The sequence below is a fragment of the Mechercharimyces mesophilus genome, from assembly GCF_059818345.1.
The window spans coordinates 700,955-724,306 of sequence record NZ_JCBAPH010000001.1 but is presented as its reverse complement, the minus strand read 5'-3'; the positions used below and the strand labels follow the sequence as shown (position 1 = coordinate 724,306).

General features: G+C 45.6%; 23 protein-coding genes. 9 read left to right on the top strand and 14 right to left on the bottom strand.

Annotated elements, in window-relative coordinates:
* Positions 1–45 precede the first annotated feature (45 nt).
* Entirely contained in the window at positions 46–1,257 is a 1,212-nt protein-coding gene (gbsB, locus tag AC6RGY_RS03750) for a choline dehydrogenase (RefSeq protein ID WP_499861450.1), read from the bottom strand.
* A 103-nt stretch (positions 1,258–1,360) separates the two neighbouring features.
* Positions 1,361–2,830 carry a betaine-aldehyde dehydrogenase gene (gene betB / locus AC6RGY_RS03745; protein ID WP_499859858.1) on the bottom strand — a complete coding sequence of 490 codons (1,470 nt, stop codon included), beginning with the start codon at positions 2,828–2,830 and terminating at the stop codon, positions 1,361–1,363.
* 441 nt (positions 2,831–3,271) lie between these two features.
* Between betB and cudC the strand changes: the two genes are divergently transcribed.
* Entirely contained in the window at positions 3,272–3,838 is a 567-nt protein-coding gene (gene cudC, locus AC6RGY_RS03740; protein WP_499859857.1) for a choline uptake/conversion transcriptional regulator CudC, read from the top strand.
* Positions 3,839–3,847: 9 nt separating this feature from the next.
* Positions 3,848–5,512 (top strand): high affinity choline transporter 1, encoded by a 1,665-nt coding sequence (locus AC6RGY_RS03735; protein WP_499859856.1) that lies wholly within the window; start codon positions 3,848–3,850, stop codon positions 5,510–5,512.
* A 67-nt stretch (positions 5,513–5,579) separates the two neighbouring features.
* On the opposite strand, the gene AC6RGY_RS03730 is transcribed toward AC6RGY_RS03735, so the two are convergent.
* Positions 5,580–6,359, bottom strand: a complete 780-nt coding sequence (locus AC6RGY_RS03730; RefSeq protein ID WP_499859855.1) for a carbon-nitrogen family hydrolase — start codon at positions 6,357–6,359, stop codon at positions 5,580–5,582.
* Positions 6,360–6,555: 196 nt separating this feature from the next.
* Between AC6RGY_RS03730 and AC6RGY_RS03725 the strand changes: the two genes are divergently transcribed.
* Positions 6,556–6,732: a hypothetical protein gene (locus AC6RGY_RS03725; RefSeq protein WP_499859854.1), complete on the top strand. Its 177-nt coding sequence runs from the start codon at positions 6,556–6,558 to the stop codon at positions 6,730–6,732.
* Between the two features lie 183 nt (positions 6,733–6,915).
* On the opposite strand, the gene megL is transcribed toward AC6RGY_RS03725, so the two are convergent.
* The 5 genes from megL to AC6RGY_RS03700 all read right to left on the bottom strand — a co-directional run bounded on the left by megL (position 6,916) and on the right by AC6RGY_RS03700 (position 11,425).
* Positions 6,916–8,115, bottom strand: coding sequence for a methionine gamma-lyase (megL, locus tag AC6RGY_RS03720; RefSeq protein WP_499859853.1), 1,200 nt, complete (start codon positions 8,113–8,115; stop codon positions 6,916–6,918).
* Positions 8,116–8,140: 25 nt separating this feature from the next.
* On the bottom strand, positions 8,141–8,488 hold the full coding sequence (locus AC6RGY_RS03715) for a hypothetical protein (protein WP_499859852.1): 348 nt from the start codon (positions 8,486–8,488) through the stop codon (positions 8,141–8,143).
* A gap of 112 nt (positions 8,489–8,600) precedes the next feature.
* Positions 8,601–9,248, bottom strand: a complete 648-nt coding sequence (locus AC6RGY_RS03710; RefSeq protein ID WP_499859851.1) for a hypothetical protein — start codon at positions 9,246–9,248, stop codon at positions 8,601–8,603.
* Between the two features lie 290 nt (positions 9,249–9,538).
* Positions 9,539–10,189 (bottom strand): flavin reductase family protein, encoded by a 651-nt coding sequence (locus tag AC6RGY_RS03705; RefSeq protein WP_499859850.1) that lies wholly within the window; start codon positions 10,187–10,189, stop codon positions 9,539–9,541.
* A 75-nt stretch (positions 10,190–10,264) separates the two neighbouring features.
* Complete coding sequence (locus AC6RGY_RS03700) at positions 10,265–11,425, bottom strand: homogentisate 1,2-dioxygenase (RefSeq protein ID WP_499861449.1); 1,161 nt, start codon at positions 11,423–11,425, stop codon at positions 10,265–10,267.
* A 251-nt stretch (positions 11,426–11,676) separates the two neighbouring features.
* On the opposite strand from AC6RGY_RS03700, the gene AC6RGY_RS03695 reads away from it, so the two are divergent.
* The 5 genes from AC6RGY_RS03695 to AC6RGY_RS03675 all read left to right on the top strand — a co-directional run bounded on the left by AC6RGY_RS03695 (position 11,677) and on the right by AC6RGY_RS03675 (position 15,017).
* Positions 11,677–12,573, top strand: coding sequence for an ABC transporter ATP-binding protein (locus tag AC6RGY_RS03695; protein WP_499859849.1), 897 nt, complete (start codon positions 11,677–11,679; stop codon positions 12,571–12,573).
* Positions 12,570–13,376 carry an ABC transporter permease subunit gene (locus AC6RGY_RS03690; protein ID WP_499859848.1) on the top strand — a complete coding sequence of 269 codons (807 nt, stop codon included), beginning with the start codon at positions 12,570–12,572 and terminating at the stop codon, positions 13,374–13,376. The genes AC6RGY_RS03695 and AC6RGY_RS03690 overlap by 4 nt, the downstream gene beginning before the upstream one ends.
* A gap of 24 nt (positions 13,377–13,400) precedes the next feature.
* The gene (locus tag AC6RGY_RS03685; protein WP_499859847.1) at positions 13,401–14,006 is read left to right on the top strand and encodes a TetR/AcrR family transcriptional regulator; all 606 of its coding nucleotides are present in this window, start codon (positions 13,401–13,403) and stop codon (positions 14,004–14,006) included.
* Positions 14,007–14,117: 111 nt separating this feature from the next.
* Positions 14,118–14,366 carry a SafA/ExsA family spore coat assembly protein gene (safA, locus tag AC6RGY_RS03680; RefSeq protein ID WP_499859846.1) on the top strand — a complete coding sequence of 83 codons (249 nt, stop codon included), beginning with the start codon at positions 14,118–14,120 and terminating at the stop codon, positions 14,364–14,366.
* A gap of 129 nt (positions 14,367–14,495) precedes the next feature.
* Complete coding sequence (locus AC6RGY_RS03675; RefSeq protein WP_499859845.1) at positions 14,496–15,017, top strand: GrpB family protein; 522 nt, start codon at positions 14,496–14,498, stop codon at positions 15,015–15,017.
* A 72-nt stretch (positions 15,018–15,089) separates the two neighbouring features.
* Here AC6RGY_RS03675 and lplA read toward each other — a convergent pair whose 3' ends face one another.
* Entirely contained in the window at positions 15,090–16,082 is a 993-nt protein-coding gene (gene lplA, locus AC6RGY_RS03670) for a lipoate--protein ligase (RefSeq protein WP_499859844.1), read from the bottom strand.
* 263 nt (positions 16,083–16,345) lie between these two features.
* On the opposite strand from lplA, the gene AC6RGY_RS03665 reads away from it, so the two are divergent.
* Complete coding sequence (locus AC6RGY_RS03665; protein WP_499859843.1) at positions 16,346–17,113, top strand: YheC/YheD family protein; 768 nt, start codon at positions 16,346–16,348, stop codon at positions 17,111–17,113.
* A 78-nt stretch (positions 17,114–17,191) separates the two neighbouring features.
* Here the strand turns inward: AC6RGY_RS03665 and AC6RGY_RS03660 are convergent, their stop codons facing one another.
* The 5 genes from AC6RGY_RS03660 to secD all read right to left on the bottom strand — a co-directional run bounded on the left by AC6RGY_RS03660 (position 17,192) and on the right by secD (position 23,310).
* Entirely contained in the window at positions 17,192–17,707 is a 516-nt protein-coding gene (locus AC6RGY_RS03660) for an adenine phosphoribosyltransferase (protein WP_499859842.1), read from the bottom strand.
* Positions 17,646–20,057: a single-stranded-DNA-specific exonuclease RecJ gene (gene recJ / locus AC6RGY_RS03655; protein WP_499859841.1), complete on the bottom strand. Its 2,412-nt coding sequence runs from the start codon at positions 20,055–20,057 to the stop codon at positions 17,646–17,648. Before recJ ends, AC6RGY_RS03660 begins: the two co-directional genes overlap by 62 nt.
* Positions 20,058–20,158: 101 nt before the next feature.
* Positions 20,159–21,103, bottom strand: a complete 945-nt coding sequence (locus AC6RGY_RS03650) for a cation diffusion facilitator family transporter (RefSeq protein ID WP_499859840.1) — start codon at positions 21,101–21,103, stop codon at positions 20,159–20,161.
* 64 nt (positions 21,104–21,167) lie between these two features.
* Positions 21,168–22,079, bottom strand: a complete 912-nt coding sequence (secF, locus tag AC6RGY_RS03645; RefSeq protein WP_499859839.1) for a protein translocase subunit SecF — start codon at positions 22,077–22,079, stop codon at positions 21,168–21,170.
* Positions 22,069–23,310 (bottom strand): protein translocase subunit SecD, encoded by a 1,242-nt coding sequence (secD, locus tag AC6RGY_RS03640; RefSeq protein WP_499859838.1) that lies wholly within the window; start codon positions 23,308–23,310, stop codon positions 22,069–22,071. Before secD ends, secF begins: the two co-directional genes overlap by 11 nt.
* Between the last annotated feature and the right edge of the window lie 42 nt (positions 23,311–23,352).

Here is a 23,352-nt window from a genome sequence, read left to right as displayed (position 1 = left end):
TTTTGGTTGGGGGGTTTGTACGAAAAACTAGGATCGTTTCACAACTTAATAAATCGTGGACTCCTCAAGGCCGAGACAACGACGGTAGATCCACTTGTATCCTTCAATGTTGATAATACGTGGGTTACCAAATGTTTGTGGATCATCGTATGCCGCTTGCGCATAACGGTCGATTTCATCCGGGTTCACACCCTGCTCCAACAAGGATGGAATCTCGACGTCACGAATCATGTTTTCTACCTCAATAACAGCCATACGAGCTGCATCTTCCTTAGACATACCAGAAACATCAACTCCTAGGGCTTCTGCAATACGTGCAAACTTGTCTGGGCAACCTTTCCAGTTGTATTCCATTACTGGTGGTAGCATAGCAGACACACACTGACCGTGCATAACCGGTACCATTCCGCCCAGGGTTTGTGCCATCGCATGTGCAGCACCAGCAGAGTCACTTCCGTAGGAGAGACCCGCCAGCATGGCCGCTTGAGCCATTCCATAACGTGCTTCGATGTCTTGTCCATTGGCAAAGGCACGACGGACGTATTTGCCTACGTATTCGATCGCTAAGAGCGCATAAGCGTCCGTTAGCGGTTGCGATTGGTGCATGGTATAACATTCGATCGCGTGGGACAACGCATCCACACCGGTCGCAGCAGTAATGTGTGGTGGCATCGAAAGATGAAGCTCAGGATCGATGATTGCTACGTGTGCCGGAATGAGCGGACCCCCGACGTTAAATTTAATTTCACGCACGGGGTCTTTAATCACAGCCCATTGCGTAACTTCACTACCGGTACCAGCCGTTGTCGGGATGGTTGCCAAGGGAGGAATCCGATTTTCGAGCGGTTTACCGTTATCGGAAGCTTCGTAAGTTAAGAGTGGTTCTGGATGAACGGCTTCTACACCGATCGATTTGGCCGTATCCATGGAGCTTCCGCCACCGATCGCAACGAGCCCATCACAACCTTCTTCCTTAAATGTACGGCTTCCGCGGGCGATCAAATCAGTATCTGGTTCACCTTGGATCTCATTGAAGACGAAAACGTCAATGCCGGCATCCTTCAAGCTCTGTTCTACAGGAAGCGTGATCCCTGCATTGTAAATGCCTTTATCGGTAACGATCATCGCTTTGGTAACACCCAAGGCTTTTACTTCTTCCCCTGCGGTTTTGGAAGCACCAATACCGGATTTAACTTTTGTTGGCAAAACAAATTCTTTCATCTCTTGCATCTGTTCAAAACGCATGGTCATGTGAATGCCCTCCTTAGTGATTGGCAATATCTATTTCTCTTTTCTTTCTCTCTATACGAAAGTTATGCTTTGGTCTCGATATCTCTATCTTGAAACAAAGAAATTCCGTCTATCCAAACCATTTCATCGGCTGTGGATCAAGGTTTTGGAAGATATGTTTTTGCTCCGTATACTCTTCCAGACCGGTTTTACCAAGTTCGCGTCCGATACCGGATTGCTTGTAGCCACCCCATGGGGCTTGTGGGAAGTAAGGATGGAAGTCATTAATCCAAACCGTACCCATGCGAAGTTGCTTCGCTACGCGTTGCGAACGGTTGAGATCTTGTGTCCATACCGCTCCTGCCAAGCCATAGACAGAATCATTGGCAATCGCGATCGCTTCTTCTTCCGTTTTAAAGGTTTCAATGGTCATAATTGGGCCGAAAGTTTCTTCTTGCACAATCCGCATCCCCGTATGACAGCCATCAAAGATTGTCGGTTCGACGAAGAAACCGTTCTCGAATGGAGCACCTTCTGGCCGTTTACCACCGATGAGCAGTTTCGCTCCTTCTTGCTTCCCGACCTCAATATAATTTTCTACTTTCGCCCGATGTTCAGCCGAAGTTAATGGCCCCATCTGTGTGGACTCATCCATGCCGTTCCCCATCTTGATGTTCTTCACTCGCTTCACCAATTCCTCAACAAATTGATCATGCAAGCTTTCTTCGATGATGAGGCGGGCACCGGCCGAACATACTTGTCCAGCATGGAAATAAACAGCGTTTAAAGCATAGTCAACGGTTGTTTCGAAATCACCATCAGCGAAGACGATATTCGGATTTTTCCCACCCAATTCAAGTGCGATTTTCTTCATGTTGCCTGTCGCAGCCGTCATAATCTTACGTCCAGTCTCAATTCCTCCAGTAAAGGAGATGAGATCGACCTCAAGAGACTCCGCAAGGGTAGCACCCACAGCTGATCCAGGTCCCGTTACCACGTTGACTACACCTGCTGGAATCCCCACTTCTTCCATCATCTCCGCCACACGGAGGGTGGTAAGAGGTGTAATCTCACTTGGCTTAATCACCATGGTACAACCTGCTGCTAAGGCAGGAGCCAATTTCCATGATGCTTGCAAGAGTGGATAGTTCCAAGGGGTGATCATCCCACATACCCCTACAGGCTCACGAACCACTTTACTTGTTGCATTTTCCATCGGTGGATCGATCGTTTCGCCACCATCTTTGTCCGCTAAACCTGCATAATAACGGAATACATTGGCGATATCATCCATATCAGCCTGACTTTCAATGAACGTTTTGCCTGAGTCCAAGGTCTCAAGACGGGCAAGTTCATCCCTATGTTTTTCAATCATATCCGCGACACGGGAGACAAGTTTCCCACGCTCTGTCGCAGGCATATGTGGCCACGGACCTTCGTCAAATGCTTTACGCGCAGCTTGAATGGCCAGCTCCGCATCCTCTCCATTCGCTTCCGGTACCATCGCAATCACTTCTTGGTTATAGGGGTTAATCACTTCACGGGTTTTGCCAGAAATCGCATCTACCCATTCCCCATTGATAAACATTTTCTTACGCAAGGGTAACCCTCCCTTTCGTTAAGTTCGTACAGTTTTTTCTGTACAAACTGTTCAATTCGGAGTATATCATTCATTATTCAAGGTGTAAACGATTAAAACTAAAATCCGTTACAAAAAGAATGGTTCCAAATTTATCCTCGATTGCACAAAAGCTGTTTCACGCTCACTCAGGGGCAAGCATTCTCTATCCACTATTGTAGAGGGCAATTGGGATAAACCAGATTTTTCTCTTCATCAATAATCTCTTCTCTCTCTTACTCATAGTTGAGGAAAATCATGTTCAGTTTTACCACTCGAGCTGTAGTCTACCCTGTTTTTTATTTGACAAACGGAATATTTTTGTTACGCTTGTACAGTATAATCTGTACGGGCTTGCTTACCGGATGATTCTGCGCATCATCCCCTTCTGATGGGATTGATGGTCTTTTATGGATCAAGGAGGTGAACATCCTGCCTTTCAATCAAAAATTAGAAGAAGCACGCCGTGATTACATTGAATCGTTAGCGGAAACCATGGAGATGTACGGTCTAAGCCCCTCGATGGGACGGTTGTATGGAACCATGTTTTTGCATGAAGAACCCATGACGCTAGATGAGATGTGCCATTTAACAGGGATGAGTAAAACGAGCATGAGTACGGGTGTACGAGCACTCTCATCCTTAAAACTGGTCCACAAAAAATGGCGAAAAGGTGTGCGCAAAGACTTATATGAAGCGGAATATGATCAAATGCGCTCGTTCGTTGAATTTTTTTGTCACCTATGGGAGAAAGAAATTCAATTGAACGATCAGGCGATCCGAGTGACTGAGTCTCATCTGACAAAACTACTAGACGATGAGAACTTGTCCAGTCAAGATCGTACAGAGGTAAATAAAAATCTGGAAAAAATCCAACATTCCAAAGAGTATTATGCTTGGCTTCGTCAACTGGTCGATGCTTTTGAAAGTCGGGAAATTTTTCGATTTATACCTATGCCATCAAAGAAGCAAGCAGCACGAAAGGATTGATGTGGAAACATGAGTACCGAAAGTAATAAACCGTCATCGGGGCAAGATTCCCCCTCATTTTGGACCGGCGGGAAGATAGGACTTGCTCTCATTCTCGCCATATTTGCGATTGTCATTGTGTACGCCCTCGTTACAGAGAGCCCCGTTCACTGGGGTGGGCTCATCTTCATGTTCATTTTTTACCTCGTGATTTATTACATCGGAGCTATCACGGGTGGTAAGCAATCCGAAGACCTGAAAGATATGATGCTAGCCGGCCGAAAGATGCCTTTATGGATCGCGATGTTTACGATGGCCGCTACATGGGTCGGTGGTGGCTATATCACCGGTACAGCAGAGTATACTTACTCATCAGGAATTGTATGGGCTCAAGCCCCTTGGGGTTATGCCTTGAGTCTGATCATCGGCGGGATCTTCTATGCAAGGAAGATGCGTCGTTATGAATTTACCACTATGCTCGATCCTCTTGAAGCCCGCTTTGGTAAGAAGGTAACGGGTGTACTCTTTATCCCCGCTCTCACTGCGGAGATCTTCTGGAGTGCTGCCATTCTTACTGCACTAGGAACGGCGTTTGGTACCATCTTAGGTCTGGACGTCACCACTTCTATTATCTTATCCGCTGCAATTGCTATCGCTTATACCGTTGTCGGTGGACTCTGGTCTGTTGCTTATACCGACGTTGTTCAGTTGCTCTTAATCGTTGTCGGATTAATTCTCGTCATTCCATTTGCTCTCCAATCTGGAGATGCCGGTGGTTGGAGCTTCGTTTGGAATAATTATGTTACTGAAATGGAAAAAATGGGTACAAACTATGCCAGTTTATTCCCACCACTCGATGGCTGGAAAGATCCCTCCTGGGGGAACTGGTATTGGAACTGGTGGGACTATGCGCTATTGTTGATCTTCGGCGGTATCCCATGGCAAGTTTACTTCCAACGTGTCCTTTCCTCCAAGAATGAAAGCACCGCTATGTGGTTATCCATCTGGGCCGGTGTATTCGCTATCATTGCCGCGATCCCAGCCGCGATGATTGGGGTTATCGGATTTAATGTAGATTGGGCTTCCATGCCTGGTGGAGAGCCTGAGAGTGCTTCACTGATCTTGGCCTATGTTTTGCGATACATGACTCCTGAATTGATCGGGGCGCTAGCACTGGGTGCATTGGCAGCGGCTGTTATGTCCTCTGTTGACTCGTCCATGCTATCTGCTTCCTCCATGGCTTCATGGAACGTGTATCGTCCATTGATCAAACCACAAGCATCACAAGAACAAATCCAAAAGGTTATTAAGCGTTCGATTGTCATTATCGGGGTAGCGGCTACCTTGATTGCCCTCAGTGTTGAAAGTGTCTATGCACTCTGGTATCTATGTAGTGACTTCGTCTATGTGATGTTGTTCCCACAATTAACGATGGCGCTCTTCTTTAAAGGAGCAAACCGTTATGGTTCCATTGCCGGACTGATTGTCGGCTTCATCCTACGTTTCGGCGGAGGCGAACCCGTTCTTCACATCCCAACACTTATTCCGTATCCAATGATCGAAGATGGCGTTGTCCTCTTCCCATTCCGGACGTTCGCAATGGTCTGTTCCTTGATCACAATCTACGTCGTCTCCAAATTGACGGCTAAGATGGATCCACCACAGCCATTGCAAAACCTGAAAAAAGTTCACTAAGACATGATAAAAAAGACTGGTCGAACCTGCTTATCAGGTTAAGACCAGTCTTTTTCTACTTCAAAGCTTATAACCGATAGTAAATAACCATCCGATCCTGATAGATCGGAATTTTCTCCCTTACACGTTTTACGTCCGCTAAATCGAGATCGATCGTTAGTATTTCCTCTTCTTCTCCTGCTTCCGCCACAATTTCACCCCACGGATCAATCACCATCGAATGACCGCAAAACTGGGTTCCCCCCGACTCACCCATCCGGTTCACTGCCAAGACGAACATCTGATTTTCGATGGCACGCGCTTGATTAAGCACGCGCCAATGCTGCAGTCGAGGATGAGGCCATTGTGCAGGAACAAAGAGCATCTTCGCACCGTCTAATGCATACGAACGGATAAACTCAGGAAAGCGAATATCATAACAGATGGCTGTACCGACAGGATGCTCTCCTAACTTCATCATACCCCGTCCGTCCCCGGCCTCTAGAAATTTTTCTTCTTCCATTAAACGAAAGAGATGAACCTTACGGTATGTCCCGACCAAGCTACCCAACGGATCAAAAGTATAGCTGGTATTGTATAACTGTCTCCGGTGTTTTTCTGCGATGGAACCTCCCACTAGATGTATGCGGTATTCTTTAGCTATAGAGGCTAGCCATTCTTTTAGTGATCCATCGTCCGCAATCCGATCTAAATCGGCTAAAGCATAACCGGTATTCCACATTTCAGGAAGGACGACCACCTCAGCGCCTTCCTGTACAACTGCTTGGGTCACTCTTTCTTCCACTCGTTTTTTATTCAACTCAGGTTCTCCCAAGACAATATCCATCTGTATTAGAGAAACACGCATCCTCCCACCCCTTCTTTCTGAGTGAATCTTCATCCCTATTCTCCAGAATAAATAATCAATGAATTAGGTACTTTCACACTATATCACCCTCCAGAATCCCTGTAAAGCAAGGTGCCTCCTACATTTCATTGGCAAGTCATCCAGGGATGAGGACAATAGCAAAACATCCATACTTAAGGCTAAGGGGGGTGAAAATATGGCTGAAAAACATCGCACCTACCGCAGTGGTGAAATCGCTCCTCATCCTGGAGAATACCAAACTACCGCAGGTGTTACCCGCTCCTATGATAAGGGAGAGAAGTTTGATAACTGCCCAAAATCAGGAGAAGAGACAGAGTGGATCATCAACTATGATGATCGCGGCTGTTGCTAGCGAATATACCCAAGGTTCAATTGGTAACTCGATCACGGGATGGAAAAAACCCACTTGTTAAAGTGGGGTAGAAGTGTGAGGCTATGTCTATCAGAAAGACCCTATTGGGAGGAGCCTGTAGAAAGAGGCTCCTCTGTTTCCATAAAGAGCGAAGCATCCTCGTTTTCGTGCTCTGCCCAATGCTTATCTATCTATTGAAATATTATTTAAAGCTTGTTTGAGATCTGCGATCACATCACTCACCTCTTCAATTCCAACGGATAAGCGGATTAGATTCTCCTTGATTCCCATCTGTTCACGTTTTTCAGCTGGAATCACTGCATGTGTCATGGTAGCTGGGTGTTGGATCAAGCTAGATACCTCTCCCAAACTGACTGTTAGCTTACATAGTTGAACGGAATTAAGTACTTGCTTAACTTCATGCGTCCCCCCTCGCAGTAGAAAGCTGATGACGCCACCTGGGGCTCGCATTTGCCTTTTGGCTAGCTCATATTGTGGATGTGAAGGCAATCCTGGATAGAGCACCTCTTCCACTTCTTCCTGTTCCGCTAGATAAGATGCGATCTTTTTCGCGTTTTCTACATGACGATCCATACGCACACCCAACGTACGAATTCCTCTTATCAACAACCATGCATCAAAAGGGGAAAGAGCACCGCCTATATCTTTCAAGGTTGTCTGGCGAATATGCTCCATCCTCTCTTTGCTCCCTACAGCAATACCAGCAATCACATCTCCATGCCCACCGATATACTTGGTGGCACTATGCACCACAATATCCGCCCCAAGTAGTATGGGTTTTTGCAAATAAGGGGTGGAAAAAGTGTTATCAACAACAACACACGCCCCTTGACGATGAGCCATCTGCGAAATCAATTGAATGTCGATCATTTTCATCGTTGGGTTAATCGGTGATTCGAGAAAAAAGAGGGTAGTCGTTGGTCGAATAGCCCCCTCCACTTGTTCCAAGTTGGTCATATCCACATAGTCGGCTTCGACACCAAACTTTTCATTTAACATCGATAACAGGCCGAAGGTGCATCCATAGACCGCATCCGAACAGAGAATATGGTCACCACTTTTGACCATTCCCATCAAGACGGCAGAAATCGCTGCCATTCCTGACGCAAAAGCAATGCCTTCCTCCGCTTCCTCCAGACGCGCCATTTGCTCCTCTAACATCGTCAAGGTGGGATTACCTAAGCGTGTGTAAATATATCCCTTCTCTTCTCCCGCGAAACGTGCTTCTCCTTGATCCGCATCGGCAAACACGAAGGTTGATGCTTGATGAATCGGGGGAACAATCGCACCCGTTTGTGCACACGGCTGGATCGATCCATGGACCATTTCCGTCTCTATCTGCCACTTTCTCTCCACTTTCATCCTCTCCTCTTTGTAAGCGCTTTCATTAATGGTTAGTGCGTAAGATCTGTACCAGACGGGCTACTTGTCCAATCTGACAAGCACTGTACTGGTCAGGTAACGGCTCCAAGCGAACGGCTACTTTAAGATCGGGTTGTTTAATCTGCTTTACCAAATCTCCGATCAACTGATACCTCTTTCCATAATCTGTTTCTAAAACCCAACATCCGCCTTCCACAGCGTAATACCGCATGGTTCCTTCCACCACTCTCACTTCTTTTTGTGCATCGCTACGATGATTAAAAGCAACCGCTTCTGGATAAGTGAGAATAGGAAAGTTTGCATACAGGAGAAAAAGAAGTGCCACCACGACGAGGGTTCGCGCTCTTTTCATAATCGCATCACCATCCTTTTATACCTAGGATGGCACAGCGGAAGCGATTCTATCACTATATGGTTAAGAGGCTACTGCGTTCTCCGATCTCGAACCCCTTTCTTTAGACAATCTATCCCTTCTTTTTCTCCATATAACTGCGCCGCACCTCAATACTTTCTTGCATTCGCTCCACTCTTTCACGCCAGTTCCCTTTCCATCCCTGCTTCTCTGCAGTGAGGGCAATATTCATTGCTTCTTCATACTCGCCTTGTTCCGCTCGAATCGTGTAAAGCACAAGGTATCCCGGATGTGTTGGGAGTTCTGAGGTGAGTGGATCGTCCTGGAAAGCACGTAGAGCAACCGGAGCATACTCGATCTGTGCTTCACAGAAATAAATCGCTTGCTCTGCCGCCGTTGTAAAGCGCTTGCGCTTCTCCTCATGCTTCTCAATCTGTTTACTAAAATAGTCATGTAGACTAAGGTATTTTCTTGCCATCCAATGTTCATGCATCCGAGGATCTGTTACTGTCTGTTTTACATTCTCATAGGCTCTTTTCGCTTCATCATATACTGCTGCTTCGTCACGCGTAAGTGGCATGCGAAAATCCAAGTCCTTGTCGCGAAATTGGAGTTCTGCCACGTAGGGGGAGGATGGGTGAGAAGAAGGAGAAGCATGTTGAGATCTTCCTTCACCGTTCCCGAGTCCTTTGATCTTTTTAACACTACCGCTCAACAACCGAATAATGTTCTTCCAACCATCAATGAATAATTTCAACATGATTCACCTGAACCTCCTTCTCACAAAATCTGCGATCATCTTAATACTTGCTCCATTATAGCATGTGAAGCAAGTATGGGTGTAGGCAAGAAGAAGTTCGTACAGGTAGTATTTTTCATTTTAAATGAAATAATCTTGAACATCATGAACGTACAGGTGCACACACTATAAACCCGGGACACTTGTGGCTTACTCCCTCAAAGGAGATACAACCATTCCCTTTCATTTCCTTATTACGATGAAGAGAACTCCTATTCGCATCCCATTATTTACGAATGGGATCACTCCCTTTATTCGTACTTCCTTTCTTTCCACTCTTCATAGGGCAAGCGTGGCATCTCCACCGTTTCTCCTATTTTCCCATATGCTAACCCTGCCAGCCTTCCTAATGGATCCAAACCTTTTGTATCTACTCTTCCTTGATCAAGCAAGTCATCTTCAATGTGGAAAAGGAGAATCTCACCTAAAATTAAGTCCGCATTAGGGGCCCCATTCTCTCCCACACCTAAAGGTAAAATTTGATGAAGACGGCACTCCATCTGAACCTTAGATTGTTTGATTCGCGGAGGCTTTACTTTTATGCTGGGAAGCAAATCGAGGCCTACCATTTCCATTTCACTCACATCAGCCGGGAAATCAGTCGAGGTTTCGTTCACCAAGGAAACATTGTCACTATCAACCACATGGACGACAAATTCCTCGGTTTGGCGTATATTACGAGCGGTATCTTTCTCAATCCCGCCTGGCTTACGAATACAAGCGATGCTAATCATCGGTGGATTGGTAGCAATCACATTGTAAAAGCTAAAGGGTGCAGCATTGAGCGTTCCGTCACCTGACTGTGAGGAGACAAAAGCAATGGGACGTGGCAAAATGCTTCCGATCAGTAACTTGTAGTTCTCTTTCGTCGATTGTTGTGCTGGATCAAGTTGCACACACATCCTCCTTCTCTATCCTTCTTCCATCATCCGCGTTTCGTCACTCCACTTCACCTTTATGGCAAAGATCAATCACGTCTACTCTTGCGGTAGCCAACTTGTTAAGTAGGATTCATCTTCCACAGTCAACGCTGTTTCCGTTACGTGGAGCGGGCGAAATGTGTCCACCATCACTGCCAACTCTTCTGTCCCCTTCTTTCCGATACTCTTTTCAATTGTGCCCGGATGAGGGCCATGTGGAATACCACTCGGATGCAGCGTCACCGCTCCTACATCTACACCCTTTCGGCTCATAAAGTTGCCTTCTACGTAATAAAGTACCTCATCACTATTCACATTACTATGTGCATAGGGAGCCGGAATCGCTTCAGGATGATAGTCGAACAGACGAGGGGCAAATGTACACACCACAAAATTAGGGCCGGTAAACGTTTGATGTACAGGTGGCGGTTGATGAATGGAACCTGTTATCGGTTCAAAATCGTCCGCACTTAAAATCCAAGGATACAAATATCCATCCCAGCCAATCACATCAAAGGGGTGGGTTCCGTAAGTATAAGCATGCAACTCGTTCCGCGCCTTAACGCGCACCTCAAATAACCCTTCTTCTGTATACACTTCCAACTGTTCTGGTACCCGGATATCCCGTTCACAGAATGGACTATGCTCCATTAATTGGCCGTGTTCATTGCGATACCGTTTCGGTGTTGTAATTTCCCCGGTGGACTCAATGACAAGAAAGCGGGATGTTTTACTCGTCAATTGCAAGCGATAGGTTGTACCTACAGGGATGATGATATAATCTTTCGGTCCGAAAGATAAGCGACCAAAAGTCGTCTCCACTGTGCCTTCTCCCTCATGAACAAACAAAATCTCGTCTCCATCGCTATTCCGGAAAAAGTAAGACATATCTTCTGTTGGAGAAACCGTAGCTAACGCAACATCCTCATTAAGTAAAAAATGCTTTCTTCCAGTGATCAGATCCCCACCAGGAGAATATTGATCTGTGCGCAATAAACGATGTCGATTCGCTCCCGATTCCTCTAGTGGAGGGTGCCAACCACCAATCTTCCGAGCGGTTTGAATCTGAGTAGGTGGGTGCAAATGATAAAGAATAGATTGAATACCCGAAAACCCTTTTGTCCCCATTACTTGCTCCCAATAGAGGCTATCGTCTGATTTGCGGAACTGTGTATGCCTCTTCTTGGGGATCTTCCCTAAACGATAATAGTGTGGCACTTCTTTCATCGCTCCCTTCTCATGATTAGAAATGAACCCCTTCTCCATTGTATCAGATATGAGTGAAAAAATAGAATCAACACACGATAATTTCTTCTTCATGTAAAAACAGGCTCGATTTCATTCGTACAAGAACGATCGTTCGGTGACGGAAAAACCAAAAGCTCCCCGACCTTCTTGACGGAGATTCCTCCCTTTGTTATTCTTTAATTAACCGACCGGTTAGTTAATATCACAAAGGAGTGTGATCCATGATCCACGTACAAAGCTTATCGAAAGAGTTTTCCAATGGGAAAGGAATCTTTGATCTAGACTTCACTATTCATGAGGGAGAAGTCTTCGGCTTTCTTGGTCCTAATGGTGCGGGCAAATCAACAACCATTCGGCTCTTGATGGGCTTTATGAAACCAAGCACTGGAGAAGCCACCATAGCGAAGATGGATTGCTGGCAGGAAGCTGCTTCAATCCAAAAAAGAGTCGGCTATCTCCCTGGAGATGTCTCTTTTTTAAAAGGGATGAAAGGAACGCAATTTTTAGACTTATTAGCAGGAATGCGTGGAATGGTTGACCGCAAGCGCCAGCAAAAACTACTTGAGCGTTTTCAGTTGGATGCCTCAGTACCCATCCGCAAGATGTCCACGGGAATGAAACAGAAAATAGCTATTGTTGCTGCCTTTATGCACGACCCAAAAATACTCATTTTAGATGAACCCACCTCTGGTTTAGACCCCTTGATGCAACAGTCATTCATCGACTTAATCTTAGAAGAAAAAAGTCGAGGAAAAACGATCCTCATGTCTTCTCATCACTTCTCTGAAATAGAAAAAACTGCTGATCGAGCTGCGATGATTCGAGCAGGCAGACTCATCGCCGATGAATCGTTGACCACACTTCAAGCTCAGCAAAAACGTATTTACGAGGTGATCATGCGTAACCCCAAGGATATCTCACTCATAAAAAAGGAGAACTTACCCGTTACCTCTCTCACAGAAGATCACCTTAAGATTGCGATTCAGGGAGAAGAAGAGGTCAATCGTCTCATACGTACCTTGGCGCAGATTGACCTCGTCAGCCTGGATGCTCAATCCCTTCATCTTGAAGAACTGTTTATGCACTATTATGAGGAAGAAAGGGGAGCGAATAAATGAATCCAGCACTTCTCAAAGCAATGATAAAAATGTACGCTCTTCGTGTGTTCCTGTTTTCCACGGCTTCTCTCTTCTATATCCTCGTATTGCTTTGGGTTTTTCCATCCATTGCTAATGAAGATGGATACAATCAACTAATTCAGGCGATGCCAGAAAACATGTTAAAAGCATTCAGTTTAGAAAACGGTATTCAAAATCTGGGTGGCTACTTAGGTGCGGAATTTTATAGTCTAGTTATGCTTTTTCTACTTCTTGGCTATTGCGTCCTCACAGCTACTCATTTATTGGCCAGCCTAGTGGATCAAGGGTCACTTGCCTATTTACTCGCTACACCCGTATCACGAGCACGCATTGCCCTGACACAGTTCTGCTTGCTATGCGGTGGGTTGTGGGTCATTTTCCTTTTCACCACGATCGGTGGTATCGGGGGAATGTCTTGGTTTATAGCAGAGACGGAGCTTTCCACCACTGCCTTCGTACAAATGAATACCGTTTACTTTCTCCTGTTCTCTGTTATCTGCTCCTATTCGTTCCTCATCTCTTCACTTCTCAATGATGAACGTCGTTCGTTAATGATTTCAGGAGGAGTCACCTTACTCTTCTACATGCTTGATGTCATCGGTAAAATGAGCACCCAAGTTTCATGGATGCGAAATCTCTCCCTCTTCTCTCTCTTTAGACCCCAAGAAATTGCTGATGGGAGCTTTCACTTCTGGCCAACCTCTCTTTCTCTGATCGCTATTACCTTGATTTTTATGGCGCTTTCCGTTATCATTTTTCAGAAAAGAGATTTACCACTTTAAGCGTAATGAACCGGTTAATTTGAGGTGATTCTAATACCAGAACAACGCTCTCCTGCCCCCTCACGCCGGGAGCAGATTATCCAAGCTGCCATGTCTCTCTTCTCTTCTGAGGGTATTCATCAAGCTAGCATGGAGAAGATCGCCAGAGAAGTGGGCGTGACGAAAGCCGCTCTCTATTGGCATTTCAAAAGTAAAGAAGAGATCATAGCCGCTATCTTAGAATATTTCTTTGGCAGAGAACTGACTAGCATTAAGCACATTCAACAACACTCGCTCTCAGCAGAAAAGCGTATTCAGTTATTTATTGAGCAGACATTGGCAGATATTGACGAAATGGTGAGTATCCTGCCACTCACCTTAGAACTTTATGCAACCGCCACCCGTCATGAGCAAATTCGGGACGTGATGCAATCCTTCTTTCAAGCTTACCGAAATCGCTTGATGCCCTTGATCAAGGAAGGCATACAAGCGGGGGAATTTCGCCCATTGGACCCTGACCAAACCGCTCTTTCCATCATTGGCATGGTTGAAGGCTCCATCATTATCTATGTGGTGAACCCAGAGAGTATCGATTTGAAGGAGCAAGTAACCGCATCGCTCCAACTTCTCTTACAAGGAATGAAACCTTGATTGACCCTGTTGATTAGCCATGCAAGAAGAGACACCACCTTTCGGTGGTGTTATATTTTTACCCTTCTCACGAATACTAAAGGGAGTTTCTTTCATGAGAGGTGTCCAATATTGCTTCGTAAAATGATGATTTTTTTCAGCGGATTTTCCCTCTTCTTTCTCTTACTCATGTCTCCTTTTCCACTCGCTCATGCCCATACCGATGATATCCGTCATATCGTACAGTCTGGAGAAAGTATGTGGAAGATCGCGGTTCAGTATCAAGTGGGCGTAGGTGAGGTCATCCAAGCCAATCCACAGGTTGAGAACCCTGATCTCATCTATCCAGATCAAGTACTTAAAGTACCAGCTATATCCTGACATTTATAAGGCAAGCGCTTCATCTAATCGGAGATGCTTGCCCTTATTTTTATATTTCGATATTTATATAATAAACAGAGATTTTTGCCTGTCATTGACCAAGATCCATTACAAAGGGAGGGTGAACAGATGAACAAGATGATTGTCGTACCGTATCAGTCCCACTGGTCGTTACAGTTTGAGCAAGAGAAAAAATTATTGGCGAGGATCATGAAAGACCTCGTTGTCAATATCCACCACATCGGTAGTACCTCAGTCCCAGGTTTGATGGCGAAGCCAATCATTGATATCCTTCCCATCGTTACGCATATCGAAGCCGTTGATGAGCTGAATTCTTCCTTTGTGGAGCATCAATATTCACCGCTAGGGGAGTATGGTTTATCTGGCCGTCGCTTCTTTATTAAGGGTGAAGAGACACGTACCCACCACGTCCACATCTTCCAAGAGAATAATCCCGCTGTTGAACGTCACCTTGCTTTTCGTGACTATTTGCGTCACCATCCCCCTATTGCAAATACGTACGGTTCTCTCAAGCAAGAATTAGCTCAGATACATCGTTTTGATAAAGGGGCATATATCCAAGGAAAAGATCCCTTTATTAAAGAGCATGAGGCCAAAGCACTTCACTGGTATCGCCAGCTATCACAATAAAGCCCTCGCTTGGACATCCAATAAAGATGTACCTCAGGGAGGTACATCTTTTCCATCACATGGTTCCACTTCTTAATAGACGAGTTCAATAAACTCATTCTTTGTAATCTCCCCGAAATAGTGTGTAACCGCTACATCTGACAGTGCTTCCTCAATCGCGGCTCGATCATAACGTGTCCCTATGAGACACTGTTCTACATCATGTACGTCGCCCATTCCGAAGAAATCACCGTAGATCTTACACTGCTGGATCGTATTCTTCGCCACATTGAGACGAACATCGATTGTGCCGATAGGAAAGCGCTTGGAATGATGGACATTAAACTTAGGCGACTTTCCAAAGTTCCAATCCCAATTCTGATACCGCTCTTGTGAAATTTGTCGAATGACTGTCCAATCTTCTTCCGTCAACTGATAACGCGCTACTTCTTTTTCCCCAGAGAAAATATATTGAAGCAACGTCTGCTTAAATTCTTCAATCGTCATATCACGATCGAGGTATTCTCGAATATTTCCCACTCGGCTTCGAACCGACTTTGTACTCTTGGATGTGAATTTTTCCTGTTTCACATTTAATGCATCTGCCACATCTTCTAAGTTCACATCAAACATTAACGTGCCGTGGCTAAACATCCGTCCTTTCGTCGTAAATTGGGCATTTCCGGAGATCTTTTTCTCCCCCACTTGAATATCATTTCGACCTGTCAGTTCCGCATGAACCCCCAACTGATGCAATGCTTCTATTACTGGTTGCGTGAAGCGACGAAAGTTTAAGAAGCTATCCCCATCATCTCGGGTAATAAAGCTGAAGTTAAGATTTCCGAGATCCTGATAAACGGCTCCCCCACCTGATAAACGGCGTACCGTATGAATACCTCGCTCATGGACTTTATCCACGTGAATCTCTTCGACCATATTCTGATTCTTCCCTACAATGACACAAGGTTCGTTTATGTAGAATAAAAGATAAGAATCCTGCTCCACATCCAGATGTTTTAAGAGGTATTCTTCTATCGCTAAGTTGATTCTTGGATCCGTATGGTTCTCATTGTCTATAAAGCGCATTGCCTAACCCTCTTTCTTGGTTGCTTAATTATAGGTAGCTTTCCTTTCCCTCATTGTACATAAAGAAAGCACTCGATGAAAGAAGGGTCATTTTCCAGTATCATGATTCTACACTTTGGAAGCGGCTTCTCTTTTACCCTTCTATGACTCGTGTTCGCCTAGTACAATCTTTTATTTTTTCTAATGAGTAAACAGAACTCTATACAAAACTACTTTCTCCAGAATAAGATACATCATTGCTACATCATATTAGATATGAGGGAATGATCATCATAAAAGGGGAAAAACGAACAAAACGAATTTGGAAAGGAAAAATGCTCCAAAGTCACCTGTTGGCTCAACATTCACCCACGAAGACCTTTATTCCGACTGCCCGCCCCTTTACACAAGAAAACCTAACCTTGATGCTGGGTCATTTCTCTTGTGTCTATTTAAAGCCAGATCTAAGTGCTCATGGCCGAGGAATCTATCGGATCGATCAAGCAAATAACACCTACACCTTGCGAACTCAGGGGAACAAAAAGCGCTACTCAAATCTAGAATCATTATTACAGGAGCTCCCTTCGTCACTTAAGCGCAGGCCTTACCTTATTCAGCAAGGAATCCAAAGTATCACGCGAGAAAAATACCCATTCGATATACGAATTCATACCGTTTATTTAAATGGCAAATGGCGTGTCGCCGGAATCGTAGGAAAAATCGCTCCTAAGCATGCCATTGTGACCAACTGCCATCAAAATGGAAGAGGCATTCCAATCGAAAAGCTCCTTCATCAGCATTTAGCATGTAACCATCAACAGCAAAAGCGCATTCTAGATCAACTAAAAGTCTTGTCTATTGAAGCTTCCTCCATCATGAGTCGTGTCTATAGAAATCAGAAAGCCTTCGGAATCGATGTGGGGATCGACCCCTCCTTGCACATATGGTTTTACGAACTGAATATGAACCCTGGTGGAAACGTTTTTCGCATAGCCGATAAAAAATTGTATCAGAAGGTTCGACGCTTACACTATATGGCGATTGCTAAGTAAGAACAGAGACAGTTATCGAGCAGACAAAAAAAACCGCTAGATGAGGCTAGCGGTTTTTTCACTGCTTTCATTTAACCCTTAATACTGTACAAGCGTATTGATCTTCATATCCTTATCCAGTTGATCGCGTCCATTTAAATAGGTTAATTCGACAACAAAGGAAGCTCCTACGACATTGCCACCTAGCTGACGTACTAAATCTACCGTTGTACGCACCGTTCCCCCGGTTGCCAGCAGGTCATCCACGATTAGTACCCGCTGTCCAGGTTGAATCGCATCTTTATGAAGAGCCAATTGATCTTTTCCGTATTCCAAACTGTATTGTGCAGAAATCGTTTCTGCTGGTAACTTTCCAGGCTTGCGCACAGGGATAAATCCTACTCCGAGAGCATAAGCAAAGGGGGTTCCCACAACGAAACCTCTTGCTTCTGGACCAACCACCAGATCAATCTCTTCTCCTTTTACTTGTTCCACCATGGTATCAATCGCGTGTTTAAAGGATTTTCCGTCTTTTAATAAAGTGGTAATATCCTTAAACTGCACTCCCTGCTGAGGGAAGTCCTCCACGACACGAATCTTGTCCTTGAAATCCATTTTTCTTTCCTCCTAAATCTATATGAAACAACGCATGTTCTTGAATATATTTTTGTAATTCCAGTGTGGATGAGTAAATCAGTTGTGATGAGACCTGGGCATCTGCTTGCCGTTGGCGGTATAGAACAGAGTCGTCTAACTCCCGTTTAACGGGCTGTGGGACAACCGCTAATCCACCGCTCTCTTCTGTCAGAAACTCCAATTCCTTAAAGACCTTTAACATAAACGCAATCATCTCGGGAGACAATCCTGTTGACTTTGCGAGCATCGGAAGGTCTGTTTTTTTAATGGATTTTTGACCACGCATGAGACGTCCATACAACTGCTTAAACTTATCCCGATCGAGCGAGTACCAATCCCCTTCCCACTCTGCCTCTCCAAAAAGAAAGTAGAGGCGTTCCACGCTTTTCAGCGTGCCTAACCAATCCTCAAAATGAGAGAGGGTAGGAGGAAGATCGGAAACAATCCAGTTCGTGTATTGTTGCGGGTCCAAGTGAGACACTCCACATCTCCACTCTTCCCATGAGATCACTTCCAAGTCCTCTGGAATCAACGCCCGCTTCTTTTCAGATGCGATGACGATCGCTTGAGGGAGTCCTGACACCTTCTTTAGCTTTTCCTCTAAGCTGGTATTTCCACGCCAGTCAAAGACTTGTACTTGTGGAATCTTAAGATCCCGCAGGAGCAATTGGGGTGTACGCCGGCCATTCCATTCATTAATGGACAACTCTCCCAATAGCTCAGGATGCGCAGTCGACGCCATATGATCGGCTAATTCCGCCATTCGAAAGCCAATCACATCCAATTCGCTTTCTCCGCTTCCCATGCGCAATTTGAGATGATTCTTTTGCTGACCAATCACCTGCAATCGCTTGATTTGAGCTCCCGTTATGCGGATCGATGGCGTGGGATTATCTACTCCAAAAGGGGCGAGTGCCGCCAATTGTTCCAATAAAGAAAGATCCACTTCTTCCACAGTGACGTCAGCATCCACTCGTGAAAGAGGAATATAATCTTCTGCACTCAATGCATCCTGCGCCACCTGGCCTAATTGTTCATGCAACGAGGAAAGGTTGTCCGCCGGCAAGCTCATACCAGCCGCCATCTGGTGTCCACCAAACTTCGATAGGAGTTCCTGGCATTGACTTAATGCTTGATAAAGGTCGAATCCCACTATGCTCCGAGCTGAGCCTTTGGCCATCCCGGATTCTGGATCAATCCCGAAAACAAGTGCCGGTCGATAATATTTTTCCACCAGTCTTGAGGCGACAATGCCAATCACCCCAACATTCCAATCTTCTCCAGCAACTACAATCACCTGCTCATGGAAAGCCGGATTGCTCTCCACTTGAGCGATTGCTTTTTTGGCCATCGTTTCTACCATTTTCTGTCGCTGACGGTTTAATGCGTCCAATTCAGTCGCCATCTGGTAGGCCTCTTCACGGTCTTCTGCCAATAGCAATTCTACCGCTTGCGCCGCTGACTGCAGACGGCCACTTGCATTAATACGTGGACCAATAGAGAAACCCACATGTTCAGCTGCAACTTGTTCAGCCACGCCTGCAACATCCAGGAGAGCGTTTAGTCCCACCATCCGACGCAAATTCATCCTTTGTAAGCCCAGTGCCGCCAATACGCGGTTCTCTTCCACCAACGGAACGAGATCGGCAATCGTTCCTAGGGCAACAAATTCCAATACTTCTTCAGGAATCTCACCCAGTAGGGCATGGGCCAGTTTAAATGCCACACCCACACCGGCCAGACTAGCAAAAGGATAGGAACAACTCTCTTTTTTAGGGTTGATCACACAGTACGCCTGTGGCAGAACAGCTGGAGGTTCATGATGATCCGTAATAATCAGGTCGAGGCCGAGATGCTTGGCTACTTCCGCTTCCTCGACCGCACTGATACCCGTATCCACCGTTACAACGACCCGGCAACCAGTTGCCTGTATCTTTTCTAATGCCTCTTTATTTAATCCATACCCCTCAGCAAAACGATTAGGTATGTAATAATCTACGTCGGCGTCAAGTGACTGGAATACTTTCATCATCAAGCTGGTGCTGCTTACACCATCCGCATCATAATCACCATAGATGACGATTTTCTCTCTCTCTGCTATTGCTTCATGAATGCGCTCAACCGCTGCTCTCATGCCATCGAGCAAAAAAGGGTCGTGTAGCTGATCAGGGTGAATCGATAAAAACCGTTGCGCTGTTTGAGGGGTGTCGAACCCACGAGAAACCAACAGGGAGGCAACCAAAGGTTTTACACCCAATTCATCGGTTAAACGCTCGATTTTATCTTGTTCACTCTTCATCGTTTGCCAGCGCGTTTTTGATTGTAACATAAGGGACTCACCTCGCTTGACCGACTTCATTATAGCATAGATGTCCAGGTGCCTCATTTGAAAAATAGGATTGACTCTTTGAGGCACTCCTGGTAATCCCTTTAGTCTTCATTCTTACTCTCTGCTTCGGGTTTCTCTTCTTGATAGGGATTAATATGGACCAATACATCGGAGACATGATCAAATTCGTACATGAGGGCAAATTTCACCCGTTTTCCTATCTTATGACCTTTCTCTACCGTGATCTGTGGGTCCACAGCTACCTTGACGTCCACAATGACATAGTACCCATGCTCACGCGCACGAAGTTCATCAATGTTAAGGACTCCCTCCACGCCAGCGGCGGCAGCAACCAATTCCTCTGCATCTTCTTTATGCAACACGTGGTCCAATGTATAGTGAATCGACTCCTGAGCTAATTTGTAGGCCATACGTAAAACCAATAAGGAAACAACCATTCCAGCGACTGCGTCCAAGTAGACAAGCATCTGAATTCCTAGCTTTTCCCCGAGAATCGCTCCTCCAATTCCGAGTAAAACCGCCACCGAAGAAAAAACATCTGAGCGATGTTCCCATGCATTGGCTACGAGTGCTTGGCTACCGATTTTTTTCCCTAAACGGTACTTATATTGAAACATACCCTCTTTTACTACAATTGAGATAACAGCTGCAATCATGGCCATGCCTGCAGGAGCATGTACCGGTTGAAACAACATCTGGAACGAGCCATAACCAATTTCAACCCCCACTACCCCTAGCAAAACCGAAACAATAATTGCTGCAATGGATTCTGCTTTTCCATGACCATAGGGATGATCCTCATCCGGTGGCATACGTGCAGCACGTACGCCGATGAGAACAGCAAGCGACCCAACGACATCAGATGCGGAATGTGCGGCATCGGCGATCAAGGCACGGCTGTCCGCAAGCAAGCCGACAATCCATTTGAAAATCGCTAATAAGAGATTCCCAACAATCCCGATCCATGCACCTTTTTCCGCTTGCTTGTAAGGATTTTCTACTTGCTGATGAGATTCACTTCTCATTCCATCACCGCCTTTCATGGGATAGAGAAGGCCGCGGTGTTTCCCGCGGCTCTTCTAAGGAAGGTTATTCAGCAGTTTGCGCTTTTAATTCTGCTTTTTTCATCGAACGCCACTTCCAACCTATCCATACCTGACTGGCAATGAAGATGGAGGAATATGTCCCAGCTAACAAGCCGAGTAAGAGGGCCAGCGAGAAGTAACGAATGCTTTCTCCACCGAATAAGAACAAAGCAGCAGCGGCAAAAGCAACCGTGAGCACAGTATTAAAGGAGCGAACAAGTGTCTGTTGAAGACTCTCGTTGACCACGTGTGACAGCTCGTCCCACGTTTTCGGTTTCACCAGTCCCAAGTTTTCACGAATCCGATCAAAAATCACAATCGTGTCATTGACCGAATACCCCACTATGGTAAGAATGGCCGCGATAAAGACGAGATCGACTTCCCATTGAAAGACAGAGAACATGCTAATGACGAAGAAAGCATCATGGAAGAGAGCGATGACCGCTGCAACGGCAAACCGATATTCAAAGCGAATGGTCACATAGAGGATGATCCCAATCGATGCAATCAGCACAGCCAAGATCGCATTCTTTGCTAACTCTTGCCCAATGATGGGGGTTACTTTCTGCTCCTGCTTCCCCACATCTTCTCCATAAATTCCTTGGAAGTGTTGGTGGATCTTCTCTACCTCATTACTACTTAAGGCTTCTCCTGTACGAAAAACAAGGATATCATTCTCATTGCCTGCGATCCGCGTATTGGGCTCTTCATAACCAAGGCTTTCTAGCTCTTCATTCGCTTTGGTCAGATCAAACTCTTCCCCTATCATCAAATCGACGCGTGTCCCGCTGGTAAATTCAATACCCAGGTTTAAACCTTGCAAGAAGAGAGAAGCGATTCCCAAAACAAGAATGACAAGAGAGATGAGAAAAAATGTTTTTCTTTTGCCTACGAAATTAAGTGTTTTATAGTTCACGAATCTCATCCTCCTTCACCGCAAATAAGGCCGGTCGTTTCACCACATTGGAGCGAATCAGTAAGGTAAGAAGGAGACGAGCCAGTGCGACCGCTGTCACAAAGCTGATCACAATGCTCACAATAAGCGAAACAGCAAATCCTTTTACCCCTGCTGTACCGAAGTAAAGAAGGACGAGTGCCGCGATGACGGTTGTCACATTGGCATCAAAAATCGTCAGGAACGAACGGCGAGAGCCAGAACGCATAGCAGCTGGAATCCTCTTTCCAATTCGCATCTCTTCTTTGATTCGTTCATACATAATGATATTGGCGTCAACGGCCATCCCAATCCCCAACACAAAAGCGGCAATGCCAGCTAACGTCAAAGTAACATTAAGGAGGGAGAACGTGAGCATCACGAGATAGGTATAAGTAATCAACGTGATCACTGCAACCACTCCAGGTAGGCGGTAGAAACCAATCATAAAGAGAAAGATCAAAATAACACTATAAATACCTGCTGTCAGGCTCTTTTGAAGCGAGTCTTGTCCGAGACTGGCACTAACAGCAAAGCTATGTTTTTCCACCAGTTTGACGGGTAACGAACCAGCATTTAATAAGCTGGCTAACTCTTTTGCCTCTTCTACCGTGAAGTTCCCGCTAATGGTGGCCTCACCACCGGTAATGACATCATTAATAGTAGGATAGCTCAATTCTTCCTCATCCAGATAAATAGGTACCGGTTGGCCTAAGTATTCCCGAGTGATATCTGCAAATTTATCAGCATCTTTCACTTTAACGGTAACAATCGGATTGCCCGACGGGTCAAAGTTTTGGCCAGCTCCACCCTCAGCCAGGTCTGCCCCACGCATCAAGATCTCTTTCCCATCGGGCGCACGAAAGGTTAGTTCTGCGGTTTTTCCTAGAAGCTCGCGCGCTTCCTCTTGACTCGGTACACCTGCTAGCTGAACGCGAATGCGGTCCTCTCCTTCAATCGTGATGGATGGCTCCGCTACACCAATCGCATCGACACGCCGTTGCAACGCATCGGAGGCAGCAAGCATCGTCTTTTGATCAATTTTCTGCCCCTCTTCTAACGGCTGAGCCTCATACAAGACTTCAAATCCACCTTGCAAATCCAACCCCAAGGTGATGTCTTTGGCAATTCGATCACTCGTCAGCGTGGCCGTCACGAGAATACTCACAACAATCAGCGCAAACAGAATGAGTTTACCCCAACGAACTTTCATTGACTGCTCCTCCTTCGCACATATACAACACTCCCATTATCC

What these genes read in the sequence shown, in the direction of transcription:
- AC6RGY_RS03735 (WP_499859856.1), top strand. Translation starts at nt 3,848, where the DNA reads ATGAGTACCGAAAGTAATAAACCGTCATCGGGGCAAGATTCCCCCTCA.
- AC6RGY_RS03730 (WP_499859855.1), bottom strand. Translation starts at nt 6,359, where the DNA reads ATGCGTGTTTCTCTAATACAGATGGATATTGTCTTGGGAGAACCTGAG.
- AC6RGY_RS03725 (WP_499859854.1), top strand. Translation starts at nt 6,556, where the DNA reads ATGGCTGAAAAACATCGCACCTACCGCAGTGGTGAAATCGCTCCTCAT.
- megL (WP_499859853.1), bottom strand. Translation starts at nt 8,115, where the DNA reads ATGAAAGTGGAGAGAAAGTGGCAGATAGAGACGGAAATGGTCCATGGA.
- AC6RGY_RS03715 (WP_499859852.1), bottom strand. Translation starts at nt 8,488, where the DNA reads ATGAAAAGAGCGCGAACCCTCGTCGTGGTGGCACTTCTTTTTCTCCTG.
- AC6RGY_RS03710 (WP_499859851.1), bottom strand. Translation starts at nt 9,248, where the DNA reads ATGTTGAAATTATTCATTGATGGTTGGAAGAACATTATTCGGTTGTTG.
- AC6RGY_RS03705 (WP_499859850.1), bottom strand. Translation starts at nt 10,189, where the DNA reads ATGTGTGTGCAACTTGATCCAGCACAACAATCGACGAAAGAGAACTAC.
- AC6RGY_RS03695 (WP_499859849.1), top strand. Translation starts at nt 11,677, where the DNA reads ATGATCCACGTACAAAGCTTATCGAAAGAGTTTTCCAATGGGAAAGGA.
- AC6RGY_RS03690 (WP_499859848.1), top strand. Translation starts at nt 12,570, where the DNA reads ATGAATCCAGCACTTCTCAAAGCAATGATAAAAATGTACGCTCTTCGT.
- AC6RGY_RS03675 (WP_499859845.1), top strand. Translation starts at nt 14,496, where the DNA reads ATGAACAAGATGATTGTCGTACCGTATCAGTCCCACTGGTCGTTACAG.
- lplA (WP_499859844.1), bottom strand. Translation starts at nt 16,082, where the DNA reads ATGCGCTTTATAGACAATGAGAACCATACGGATCCAAGAATCAACTTA.
- AC6RGY_RS03665 (WP_499859843.1), top strand. Translation starts at nt 16,346, where the DNA reads ATGATCATCATAAAAGGGGAAAAACGAACAAAACGAATTTGGAAAGGA.
- AC6RGY_RS03660 (WP_499859842.1), bottom strand. Translation starts at nt 17,707, where the DNA reads ATGGATTTCAAGGACAAGATTCGTGTCGTGGAGGACTTCCCTCAGCAG.
- recJ (WP_499859841.1), bottom strand. Translation starts at nt 20,057, where the DNA reads ATGTTACAATCAAAAACGCGCTGGCAAACGATGAAGAGTGAACAAGAT.
- AC6RGY_RS03650 (WP_499859840.1), bottom strand. Translation starts at nt 21,103, where the DNA reads ATGAGAAGTGAATCTCATCAGCAAGTAGAAAATCCTTACAAGCAAGCG.
- secD (WP_499859838.1), bottom strand. Translation starts at nt 23,310, where the DNA reads ATGAAAGTTCGTTGGGGTAAACTCATTCTGTTTGCGCTGATTGTTGTG.